Annotated in this window: 13 protein-coding genes; 5 read left to right on the top strand and 8 right to left on the bottom strand. The window is 57.7% G+C overall.

The genetic code is table 11. From position 1 onward, the window contains the following. Positions 1-78 precede the first annotated feature (78 nt). Entirely contained in the window at positions 79-870 is a 792-nt protein-coding gene (locus NJU76_RS22720) for a DUF2182 domain-containing protein (protein WP_254532736.1), read from the bottom strand. A 32-nt stretch (positions 871-902) separates the two neighbouring features. Further along, complete coding sequence (locus tag NJU76_RS22725; RefSeq protein WP_254532737.1) at positions 903-1,514, bottom strand: DUF1326 domain-containing protein; 612 nt, start codon at positions 1,512-1,514, stop codon at positions 903-905. Positions 1,515-1,816: 302 nt separating this feature from the next. Here NJU76_RS22725 and NJU76_RS22730 point away from each other — a divergent pair, with 302 nt between their 5' ends. Further along, the gene (locus NJU76_RS22730; RefSeq protein ID WP_254532738.1) at positions 1,817-2,110 is read left to right on the top strand and encodes a hypothetical protein; all 294 of its coding nucleotides are present in this window, start codon (positions 1,817-1,819) and stop codon (positions 2,108-2,110) included. Positions 2,111-2,231: 121 nt separating this feature from the next. Here the strand turns inward: NJU76_RS22730 and NJU76_RS22735 are convergent, their stop codons facing one another. Beyond that, positions 2,232-2,810, bottom strand: coding sequence for an alpha/beta fold hydrolase (locus NJU76_RS22735; RefSeq protein WP_254532739.1), 579 nt, complete (start codon positions 2,808-2,810; stop codon positions 2,232-2,234). An 88-nt stretch (positions 2,811-2,898) separates the two neighbouring features. Here NJU76_RS22735 and NJU76_RS22740 point away from each other — a divergent pair, with 88 nt between their 5' ends. Together NJU76_RS22740 and NJU76_RS22745 are read left to right on the top strand one after the other, a co-directional pair. Further along, complete coding sequence (locus NJU76_RS22740; protein ID WP_254532740.1) at positions 2,899-3,093, top strand: hypothetical protein; 195 nt, start codon at positions 2,899-2,901, stop codon at positions 3,091-3,093. A gap of 783 nt (positions 3,094-3,876) precedes the next feature. Next, positions 3,877-4,182: a hypothetical protein gene (locus NJU76_RS22745; RefSeq protein ID WP_254532741.1), complete on the top strand. Its 306-nt coding sequence runs from the start codon at positions 3,877-3,879 to the stop codon at positions 4,180-4,182. 207 nt (positions 4,183-4,389) lie between these two features. Here NJU76_RS22745 and NJU76_RS22750 read toward each other — a convergent pair whose 3' ends face one another. The 5 genes from NJU76_RS22750 to NJU76_RS26790 all read right to left on the bottom strand — a co-directional run bounded on the left by NJU76_RS22750 (position 4,390) and on the right by NJU76_RS26790 (position 8,249). Next, positions 4,390-4,689 carry a hypothetical protein gene (locus NJU76_RS22750; protein WP_254532742.1) on the bottom strand — a complete coding sequence of 100 codons (300 nt, stop codon included), beginning with the start codon at positions 4,687-4,689 and terminating at the stop codon, positions 4,390-4,392. Positions 4,690-4,896: 207 nt separating this feature from the next. Then, the gene (locus tag NJU76_RS22755) at positions 4,897-5,154 is read right to left on the bottom strand and encodes a HalOD1 output domain-containing protein (RefSeq protein WP_254532743.1); all 258 of its coding nucleotides are present in this window, start codon (positions 5,152-5,154) and stop codon (positions 4,897-4,899) included. A gap of 170 nt (positions 5,155-5,324) precedes the next feature. Further along, positions 5,325-5,801: an Lrp/AsnC family transcriptional regulator gene (locus tag NJU76_RS22760; protein WP_254532744.1), complete on the bottom strand. Its 477-nt coding sequence runs from the start codon at positions 5,799-5,801 to the stop codon at positions 5,325-5,327. Between the two features lie 334 nt (positions 5,802-6,135). Beyond that, entirely contained in the window at positions 6,136-7,746 is a 1,611-nt protein-coding gene (locus NJU76_RS22765) for a sodium/phosphate symporter (RefSeq protein ID WP_254532745.1), read from the bottom strand. A gap of 317 nt (positions 7,747-8,063) precedes the next feature. Next, the gene (locus NJU76_RS26790) at positions 8,064-8,249 is read right to left on the bottom strand and encodes an HVO_A0556 family zinc finger protein (RefSeq protein ID WP_340681243.1); all 186 of its coding nucleotides are present in this window, start codon (positions 8,247-8,249) and stop codon (positions 8,064-8,066) included. Between the two features lie 712 nt (positions 8,250-8,961). Here NJU76_RS26790 and NJU76_RS22770 point away from each other — a divergent pair. Both NJU76_RS22770 and NJU76_RS22775 read left to right on the top strand, forming a co-directional pair. Continuing rightward, positions 8,962-10,191 (top strand): glycosyltransferase family 2 protein, encoded by a 1,230-nt coding sequence (locus NJU76_RS22770; protein WP_254532746.1) that lies wholly within the window; start codon positions 8,962-8,964, stop codon positions 10,189-10,191. 155 nt (positions 10,192-10,346) lie between these two features. Further along, complete coding sequence (locus tag NJU76_RS22775) at positions 10,347-11,282, top strand: NAD-dependent epimerase/dehydratase family protein (protein ID WP_254532747.1); 936 nt, start codon at positions 10,347-10,349, stop codon at positions 11,280-11,282. Positions 11,283-11,325 lie beyond the last annotated feature (43 nt).

Genomic DNA, 11,325 nt, shown 5'->3' on the forward strand with positions numbered 1-11,325 from the left:
GGATTTAGCGGTGGCGGTGAGGGTGCCAAGCCCCCGCCCTCAAGGAGCCGCCGAAGGCGGCGAGTAGGGCAGGGTAGTTCACACCACGGAAATCGCAAGGACAGCAACTCCGGCGATCCCGGCGACGATGCCAGTTCGGCGAGCCAACCGCTCACCCCATGATACTGCCCGTTCGAGCGAGAGCACCACCGTGATGAGCGCCATCCAGACGATGTTCATCGAGCCCACGACCACCATGAACGCGAACAGCGCCCAACAGCACCCGACGCAAAAAACGCTGAACTCCCAGCTCATCCGGGCGGCTCCGCGAACTCCCGGCCGATGGTTACTCATCAGGAACCCGAGCGGCGACCGGCAGTACCGGAGACACCGGTATTTGTATGGAGACATCTGATAGCCCGCCAAGAGAAGGAGTGTCCCACCCATCAAGAACCCGGTGTACTGGTCGGCGACGGTCGCGAGCGGCACCACCGCATTGACGACGAGTGGCACGACCCCGGTCAGCGTCCAGACGAGTACGTACGTCCCCATGAACGCAGCGACCCGGGCAGCCTTCCTTCCTTTCGTCGTCCCCTCGATCGTCTTGTAGTACAGTCGGAAGAGAGGCACCGACGACGGGTACATCATGGCGATCATCATCACGGCCCACATGACAAGGTAGAGACCAACGCCGGTAAAGCCATTCTCGAGCGCCATCGCCTCTGGCGCACCTGGATCGGACATCTGCATGTCCATCGCTCCGCCTGGCATCGGGAGCCAGCGTTTGATGAGTACCAGCCAAGCGAAAACGGCAATGACGTAGGTGACGAGCGCAATGGCTGGAATGTTGTCATAATGGAACCGTTCTCGGAACGAGTCTGTAATAGGCATGATCGAGCGATTGGCCAATCTTCTGACCTTGATCAGGCGTTGGCGAGCTCGAAGTCACCGAGGAACGAGTTGTTCCCCGAGACATCCCACGTGAACGCCTCGTCGTAAGAGACGGTCGCGGTAGTCGATTGGCCAGTGTTCATCTCGTGGCTCGCCGTCAGCGGATGAGGCGAGACCGTACCGAGTTCGCCGTTGAAGCCGTGTTTCCCGACCGCTTCTACGGAGACGATGTCGCCGATCTCGACCGAGAAATCCGTCTCGTCCCGGGAGAAGGTGAACGGAGCGGTCGCGACCTCGGCGCTTTCGACATGTGCATCGGCAGCGGCTCCAAAGATGCCCCCAGCCCGGCCGAGGTAGATGTCCTCGAGGGCGGCCCGCTGGTCGTCGTCGGCCGCTTCGTCAACGAGGAGCACCACGTCCCACCCCGTGTCTGGAGCGAACATGACGTCCTCCTCGGTACGGACGAGCATCGCTGCGTTGAGACCGCCCAGATCGATATCGCCGTAGTAACCGTCCTGAACGTGGAAGAGGAGTGACGCAGTGCACACGCCGTCGTCGGGTGGTTCCATTGCGATGCACTGACACATGACGTCACAGTTGCACGCTTCGACGTAATCGCCGCTGATGGTCCATTTCTGAGTCATCGATGTACTATCATGCCCATTGGCACCACTCTACATGATAAAGATATCTGCAAGAAGTATGCCGCGTTTGAGGCACACGGTGCAATCTACAGTTGGACATCGTCAACCGCCTCGGGGTCAAGCCCCGCGGCACTCTCGCTGTATCCGTGTAGAGAATAACGAATTGCCCCTCTGTATCTCGCACACCGCTTCTGACAGTGATTCGGCAGTTTGCTGTGCCTCTGCAAGATACAGCGCGCGAATGCGACACGAGATTACGAACGACCACAGCATTATCCCGCTTGCTTCCCTAGGGAACAAGGATGGCAAACACGGAAAACGGACGAGAGAAGCAAGCAGACGACGAGAACCGACGCGAGGACGGAGTTCCGGACTCGCTTCCTGAGTGCCACCGTCGAGGCTGCACTGAGAGGGCGACGTTTGTCGTCCTCGAACGATATCAGGAAGAAACCGGGCACGGTGCCGTTGAGGCAGAGGCCGTTCTCTGTCAGGAGCATGCCGACGAAGAGAGTCCCACGAATCTTGATCGCAGTTACGCGGATTACGTGTTTCGTGTCGAGCCTCTCCAAGAGACGCTGGACATGGACACAGCATGATCAAACGGATATAGTTCGATCACTCCTGTCGTGCTGAATCCATGCTCTGTACCTTGCACGACGCTTCTGACAACAGTTCGGTGGTTAGTCGAGTCTCTGTAAGAAACAAGGCGCGAATACGTCAGAGCGAGTCGACAAAGTCGCTCAGGACTTGATTGAACCGATCGGGCTCCTCCACGGTGATACAATGACCGCTGTCTTCGAAGCGTTCGAATCTCGAATCGGGAATGAGTTCCGTCGCGTATTCGACGGCTGCGACGGTTCGCCATTTTTCGTCCGCCCCAGCGCACACCAGCGTCGGGATGTCGATATTGGGGAGCATATCCCGATAATCCCGGAGCAATCCGAGCAGCATCGCCGCCTGAATGAGCGGTGACGTCCGGGAGTCCTCGTCGAACATCATGGTTTGGAGCTCCCTTGACGGGGGATCTTTCAGCAGCGCCTCTATGTTCTGTTCAATGAGATCCGTTGGATCTGTCTGGAGACGACCGAGAGCGTCCGCGAGCCCCTCCACAGTGTAGGTCCCGCAATCGTAGTCTTCCCGTTTCAAGGGAGAAGGTTCCATGTCGATGTCGACGAGTGCTCGGATCCGGTCGGTGCCGAATTGATCCACGTATTCCCACGATACGATCGCGCCCAACGACCAACCGACCAGAACAACCCCATTGAGATGAAGTTGCGTGAGGAATTCCCGGAGCATGCATTTCGATCATGCGATCATCTCCCTGCACTCCTTTCGTCTCGAGGAAGGGCAAACCTAGATGTCTCAAGCGGCCCTATCTGGACCGATGTCGATGGATGACTTCAACTTAGAGGAGATGCTTGAGACGCGTGGTTCACAACTGAAAACGAACCTCCCTGGCGTGGTCGTAACGACGAAACTCACCGACGCGGATGTGGACGAACTGGAAGCGGTTCACCGCCGACAGTTGGAGTATGCACTCGAACACGCCGAAGAAGCGAAGGAAGCGACTCGAATGTGAACTACTCCGCCCTCCCGCGCTCGGGCCTCCCCGGCCCTCGCTTGGTGCGGACGGAGCGTCCTGTTTCTGTGTCGGAACGTGCAGGAACAGATCCCACAGCGTCCACAAGACGCGGAGCGTCTCGTGCGGCCCGGCAGAACGCCGTACGGCGTTCTGCGGACGGTTCCAGACTCCGCAGGCGACTTCCCGTTACAGGTGGTTCGGAGTGTCCCACTCCTACCGAATCAACACTCGGCCACAACCGACAATGCACGCTTATTGTCACGTGTGAACACCGCCGGAAACGTGGTGAGCATCTTACTTTCACCTTCGAACGAAGGAATAATAAAGGTGCCGATTCACACGAAACCAAGACGTGCGGGTGCTGTCTCCCCTCCCTGCTCGCTTCGCTCGCTGCGGATAGCGCGGGACCGTCGGTCCCGCTGACCATGCGAACGGCGTCGCCGTGAGCAGAAGGGGGGTTAGCACCCTCAATTACAGGTAATCAAAGACATTCAGGCCTGAGAATTCCCGTTTTGTATTGGCACTCAGCAGCGCCGAACAACGTGTGTGACAGGACTGGACGACCATGTCTCCTCCGGCCCGATGTCGGTGGTCACAGAGGTGTGCTGGTTCCAGGGAGGGCAGTAGCACTGATCATAGTCGGGAGAGAACCACGGTTGTAATTAAGTTCGCTTCCAACGAACTCTCTGGTGGTGGCACCACGTGCCGACACTCGTGCAATGGTTGCTCCTCCTACTTGGTGGATTCGTTGCGTTGACAGCAATCGGAGGCGGGATTGCGATGGCAACTGGCCTCGATCCGCTTCCACAGGAATGGCTCGTGGGAACCCCGTTCGACACCTTCCTCCTCCCGGGTCTGCTGCTGGCAGTACTGGTCGGTGGCAGTACAGCCATTGCCACCTACGCGATGGCAACGAGTCCGCAGGCTGGAGCACTCCTCTCAGTGGTCGCTGGCGGCCTCTTGATGGCCTGGATTGTCATTGAGGTTCTGCTCCTTAACCAGCCATCATGGACCACGACCGAAGGGATTTACTTCGTCATCGGGGCAGCCATGGTGATCTTGGGGGTTTTCCACGGCTGGTCGTAATGGGATACACCCCACCCTCTGTATTCACCTATGGAAATTCTGCTGACTGAATAAACCACGTTTGCTAAGATAATTATTCGGGCGACGAGGACTCGCTGCAGTCTTCGAGCGGAGAATCAACAATCGGCAAACCGATAGCGACTGAAACAGCCACCAGGTGGGAGATTTCTTGTCCACGAAAGCAGTCGCTCACACTGCCGAAGGCCCTCATAACCAGCCCTCAGGGAGTTCTTCTTGATTGTTATGCAGCAGTCTGAGCAGCGGCTCAACCTCCTCAAATTCAGAGCCTCTTTCCACTCTATTTTCCTCAGGATACCAATCGACGAACCCATGGTCAGCTAACTTCGGGAGATGGGCGTGCTTCACTTCGACAAGGAGCATTTCCTTCTGCTTCTCACCTATGTTCAGCTCACCAATATGTATCAGTGGTTCACGTAGCAAGGTAAGTAGTAGGCGGCGGCGCTGGATATGACCAATCGCCCAGAGATAGCGATCAAATTCAGTCATAAATAAACCCAACGTAGGTGAAGGCAAGAGGATGTGCCAAGCAGTAGCAGGGGCGATCGTTCACAAAAGAATCAAAGCGGATGCCACGGGGCTTGACCCCGAGGCGGTTGATGGTCTATTCAGCGTTCAGTTCACAGATCTACTGATCGGATGATCCGGCGTAGATTGGCCAGAACATGCGAAATCGATCAACTGAACGCATCCTTTTTATCCAGCTTCGGTGACGTGGACGGCGCCGTCACGGGTCACGGTCACGTCGTAGCCGACGTAGGTGAATTCGATCTCGAGCGGCTTGGTGGTTTCATCCTTGCTCGCCCCCTGGAGGAGGGTGTCCAGTACGTCAGGGTCGATTACGTCGTACAGTGGCACCTCAAGGTCCACGGGATCGACGCCTTCGTGGGCAGCCACGGATTCGATGATGGCGATGCTCGGCGACTTCGTTTGCACGGGTGACACAACGGGCATATGATTGACGGCTATCTCCACGTTTTGTTTTACTATAAGAATGTTGGAATTTATCGTTTCAATTCTGTCGTAACAAACCCCGAACGCGAACGATCCTGGCGTACCGCTGGAAACGCGCGCAATAAATACCCTCGATGACCGATTCTGAAGCCGGTGGCTCGCGTGACCGGTCACTCGTTGGCGACGTCGGGCTCGAAGTGGACCGACGGCTCATTGTACTCGTTGCGCAGCAGGATTTCGTCGCTCACGTTGAATCCCAGTTCATCGATTTGGTGGGCGATCCGCGTGATATCGTCGTTGGCTGTGCCAGTGACGAGGATGTGGGCGTTATTCACTCCGGTCATTAACTCGCGGACGTTCACGACCCCATCAAGGCCGAGTGTCTCCCGGACTAGGCGTTCACGGTCGGTAATCGGCGCCGTACAGATGAACAGGACAAGCAGTGGGTAGCCAGCCTTATCGTAGTCGATTTCCGTGCGATAGCCCTTGATAACCCCCTGTTCTTCAAGCGCGGCGATGCGCTTGCCGACGGTGCTGGCGGAGACGTCCACCCGCTCGCTGATCTCGGCATTCGTGTGGTGGCGTGCATCCTCTTGTAGCGCCCGGAGGATGGCCCGATCGACCTCGTCCAGACTGGCGTCAGTCATAGGAGGCCCACGCTCCTACATCTGAAGTGGTTCTTGTTATTGTGTGACATAGATGGGATCGGTGGTTAGGTTCAGACACGCAGTTACGCGTATGATTGGTCTCACTCCTGGGTGGGTAGACAGTTTGATTCCTACTAGCTTTGGGAGAACCGGTATCTGGCTAGCCTGGTTACAGCGGAGGCAGCAGTGCAGGTATCGATGGCACGGCCACGTCGCCACCACAACCCATGACCCCACCAACAAGCGGACCACCCGTATCGGGGTCCCAATCCACGAACAGGGCTCTGCCGGACACGTTGTATCCCCCATTGGGTCCGCCCGGTGATCAGCACCCTCAACAGGTGCTGCCAGCTCTGGGCACGACGAGCGTCAGCGGATCGGGGCTCGTCGTCGTATACACGACGTGATTCGTCGCGCTGGTTTCGGTGTAGATGCTCGACTCGAGCGCCAGCGGCGACGACGGATACCGCTGGGCGCCAACGGTCTGCCACGACCGTTGCATGACGGTAGAACACCGGAGGGCGTTGCCCTGGAGCCAACTGTACGCCGGTTGGGGCGAGGCCCCAGTTTCATAGTAGTTGCGGGCAACCCGGGTGACGTGATCGTCGCTGGTCCAGTCGTCGCCCAGCGTCGTCGCCGCGAAGGTGGCCGTCTCGAACTCGGCAGGCGTCGTGGTCCCTTGATAGGCGAGCGCCTCGAGGCCAGCGAAGGCCAGCGGGAGTGATGCGAGTGCACAGAAGCAGAGCAGGAGTGGGAGCCCGACGGCCACGACGGGCGTGACCGGTGGTGACCAGCGCCGGACGAGTGCAGGGATTGCCACCCCGGCACAGACGACGCTCGCGAGGTGGACGAACGTCTGCCCTCGGCGAGCAAAGTCAGCGTACACTGGATCGACGCCGGCGGTGACCGCAAAGCCGACCCAGGCGATGGGCGCGACAAGGAGCGCGGCTACGACCGCCCGCGTGCCAACACGGCCGATCCCCAGCGGTAGCCCCCAACACGCCAGCGCGGCGAGCACCGTCAGCGGGGCGACGTACACGAGTAGTTGCGGCGGCGTCGTCGCGGTGCCGGGGAAGAGACCCCAGACCGCGTTGGCACCGAGTATCGAGAATCCTCCGACAGCGACGGTGCCGACGGTTAGCCGGGCGTTGCGAGCGGAGGCTCGAGTCAGCCACTGCGCGCCTGCACCCAACACGATGACCCAGGCAACGAACAGGCCCGGCTTTGTGGCCAGTTCGGCGGCATACGGTGGTTGCGTCAGCGCGTAGTAGCCCCCGATGTAGAGCCAAAACGGGGCCAGGAGAGCGAGACCCGGCCCGAACGCGGCCCGCCCGTCGCGGGCGACCGCGAGTCCGACGAGCCCCACCAGCGTTAGAGCGGCCATAAACGTGCTGAGGTGGTGGGTGATCGGAAGGACGAGCAGGAACGTCGCAGTCACAAGTACCCATGCTAGGCGGCGGGTTCGAAGCACGCGCTGGCTGCCGATCGCGAGGAGCACGACGAACAGCAGGCCCAGCACCTCGTAGCTGACCGTGACAGTGCGGCGTAGGTAGATGCCCTCGAGCGCCAACGTTAGCCCGGCGGCCGTCGCCGCGATTGCGACGCGCTCTTGCTGGGTGGACAACGGCGTGCAACGCCAGACCAGCAGGACCGCAAGTACCGGCGGGAGCGCGCCGACCACGGCGATGCTCGGCTGGGCGAGCCAGAGCGGTGCCACGCCGGTGACGCTGGCCGCTATCGCAAGGAGCGTCGGAAACACGTAACCATGGGGACCAATCCCCGCGCCGGTGAGCGTCCCGGTCGCGATCGTATCACGGGCCTGGGCGGCGAACATGAAGCCATCCGGATTAAATGGATACGGCGTCCAGAAGAGGGGGAGCAGCCGGGCCGTCACCGCCACCGCGAGCACCGTCACCGTGGCTTTCCACACACGACGGGAACTCATTAGTCGGTATACGTGAGCGTTGATGAGTTAGTTATTTCGACTATCCGGGTTAGTCATCTATCGTTCTACTGGCACATAATTCCACCAATCCCTATGAAAGGTGAGTTTTGGCCCACTGCTCGAGTTTTCCGCTCACAACCGTCTCCACGACGCGAATCCGAAACGCAGCCCGAGCCGATCCAGCGCCGCGCAGACTCGAGTCGCTGACAGGACTTCGTGCGATTCGTCCCCACCCTGTTTGGTCGCCACTGCCGTGGCTCACTCCTTGAAAGTGGGGGCTTCCCACCTCAAACCGCTAAAGCAACTGCCGCCGCTGGCTACTGTTCCCAGAGTTGCGCAGCGGGTGTTCCACAGCATTCGCAGATGACTGCCATATTCTCTTTATATCTATCCGATGTGAGGCTACCGTCACCGCAGAAAGCACATGTTTGGCCCACCAATTTCTCAACTAACTTGTCACCGTCGTCCACCTTCTCGACCCCTTGCATTCTCAGTTGAGACATTCTATATCAGATTTATATATTTATTGGCCGAAAGCCAATTCAAAGCTATCTTTCTGCGAGGATAGAATTCCGCCATGAACGGCTGTCTCTTACCCAGACGTCTATGTCGTCTCAGACGAGCGTTACAGACCCTCTTGCTCCTGTTTTGAGATTGAACTATCTAGTTCAGTCGTGATCCGAGCGATGATACCGATAGTGGCTTACTGAATTCGGGTGAAACAGAGGTGCCAAATTGCCCCATCTAATGGACTAGAAAACTGAATTCAACTGATTTCTGTCGCACGTACCTATCCATATCTGTCACGTTGGCAGTTCGATTGGTGGGTAAGAGACAGGCGCTACGCTAGGAAGGAGGGCACTAGCAACTTCAGTGGGTACGCCCATGAATTTGGCCGCCTTCACAGATAATATATGCGATGGCACTACAAGGAGATGAACACCGACGTTTACGACCATTGGTAAACTCCTGTCAAGAATTTAGTTCACGATGCTTACCAGTCACCTATGATGTATGTAGTGATTCCATCTACTTTGGAATTGCTTTGTAATGAATACTTTGGTATTTCTTTGTGATTGAAGCTTCTTCATCCTCCTAATCATAAAATTGCGTGACATACTCTAATTGAGGAGTATGGATATGCTAATCTCAAGTGAGAATACTTATGTGGTTCTACAATCAGGATCAGTACGCATCAATTTACATAACATACAAATGTCCACCAAGCAGAAATCACAAGTTTTGGAGGGTGCTGAAGATGGGGAAAACGGAACCGTACTCCGACATCGATCTGCCGATAACTTCCTCCTTGATCGGGAGTCCGAACTCGAGCCCGAGTTGACCGTCGTTATGCCGACGCTGAACGAGGAAGATGGTATTGGACAGTGTCTCGATTGGATCAAAGAAGCAATCGAAGAGCTTGAAGTGCCAACGGAGATCATCATCAGCGATAGTTCGACTGATCGCACGCCGGAAATCGCCCGTGAACACGGGGCGATCGTCGTCGAACCCGACCAGGGTGGGTACGGGTACGCCTATCGATATGCCTTCGAGCGTGCTCGTGGGGACTATATCGCGATGGGTGACGCTGACACGACGTACGACTTCCGGGAGATTCCTCGGCTGCTCGCCGAACTCGAGGATACCGGCGCGGATATGGTGATGGGAAGCCGTCTCGATGGCGAGATCAAACCCGGCGCGATGCCGACGCTTCATCAGTACATCGGGAATCCGATGCTGACGAGGTTCCTGAACCTATTCTACGGTGCAGGAGTGAGTGACTCACACAGCGGTTTCCGGATCTTCACGCGGGAGGCCTACGAAACGATGGATCTGGAGACGACGGGGATGGAGTTTGCCAGTGAGATGATCATGGAAGCCGGCGCCCAGGATCTGAAGATCGCGGAGACGCCGATCATCTATCACGAACGCGAGGGTGAAGAGACCCTCGAGAGTTTCAAAGATGGGTGGCGACACGTCCGCTTCATGCTGGTGAATGCGCCCAGCTATCTGTTCTCGGTGCCGGGTCTCCTGCTGGGCCTCGTCGGAATGGCTGTGATGGGAATCGCTGGCAGTGGGGTATCAATCGGCGGTGTAAATCTTGGTATCCGCTCGATGATTGCGGGGAGTCTGTTGACAATCGTCGGCTATCAGATCGCTAGTCTCGGGGTGTTCGCAGCTGTGGCGAGCGATCCGATTCGGCAGCCCGAAGATCCAATCACGGACTGGGTGACGAATTCGCTGTCGCTCGAACACGGCGCGACGGCCGGGCTGGCGGTGTTCGGCGTTGGCAGTGTGTACGCGGGCACGTTGGTCTACCAATGGATCTCGAGCGGATTTTCGTCGCTCTCGTTCACGATGAGCTCACTCGTCGCGTTCACGGCAATCGTCGTTGGACTTCAGACGGTGTTCTCGTCGTTCTTCCTGAGCGCTGTGAACCAGTAAGTGGTATTGGTATCTTCCACCGCTTTCAGACGCGGACATCCGCTCTCTATCTTTAAACAGCGAGATTCTGTCGCCGTTTGCAGCGAGGAGACTGTCACTTGTCAGGCGATCCACGAAGCATAACGCTCTTTGGACGATCAGATAATCATTAGTTGATGAAATTATCTGATCAACAGCTTTTACTCACGGGCGGTGCCGGGCTTGTCGGTGCCGAACTCGCTACACAGCTTAGCAGCACAAACGACCTCATCGTCGTCGATAATCTCTCGAACGGGATTCGAGAGGAGGTTCCCGGTGACGCATCGTTCATCGAGGCGGATCTCACGGAGCCAACGACGCTTCAAGAGGTCGTCACCCCTGATCTTGATGCCGTTATCCACTGTGCAGCTGCAGACAAGTACGTCAACAGTGACGACCCCCGACAGCAGTTCGAGACGAACGCCGGCATGACGCATTCGCTGCTCGAGCGGATGGACGAGGTCGGCGTCGACAACATCGCCTTTACCTCCTCGTCAACGGTGTACGGCGAGGCACCTCGACCGACGCCCGAGGATTACGCGCCGCTCGAGCCGATCAGTGTCTACGGCGCAGCGAAACTCGCCGAGGAATCGTTGCTCTCGGTCTATGCTCACGCTCACGACTTCACCGTCTGGAACTTCCGGTTTGCGAACGTCGTCGGACCACGGTTCGGCGCTGGGGTTGTTCCCGATTTCGTCGAGAAACTGGATGAGAATTCCGAGGTCCTGACGATCCTCGGAAACGGCCGCCAGGAAAAATCCTATATGCATGTCGAGGACTGTGCCGCTGCCATGCGCCACGTCATCGAGCACGCGTCGGAGACGGGGACGATGCATACCTACAATCTCGGTACTCGGACAACGACCTCGGTCGATCGGATTGCTGCCATCGTCGCCGATGAGATGGGAGTCGATCCGTCCCACGAGTATACTGGGGGAGACCGCGGTTGGACGGGGGACGTTCCGAAGATGCGTCTCTCGATTGAAAAGCTATCGGCGCTTGGCTGGGAACCGACGCTGAGTAGCGACGCCGCAGTCCGGAGAGCTGCCGAGCAGTTAGTAGCTCGTCTTTAGGCGCGCGCTGACGGCTGCCAAAACCTACCTGGCGGCCTATACG

It is taken from the genome of Natrinema gelatinilyticum, assembly GCF_024266705.1.
In the GTDB taxonomy this organism is placed as follows: Archaea; Halobacteriota; Halobacteria; order Halobacteriales; family Natrialbaceae; genus Natrinema; species Natrinema gelatinilyticum.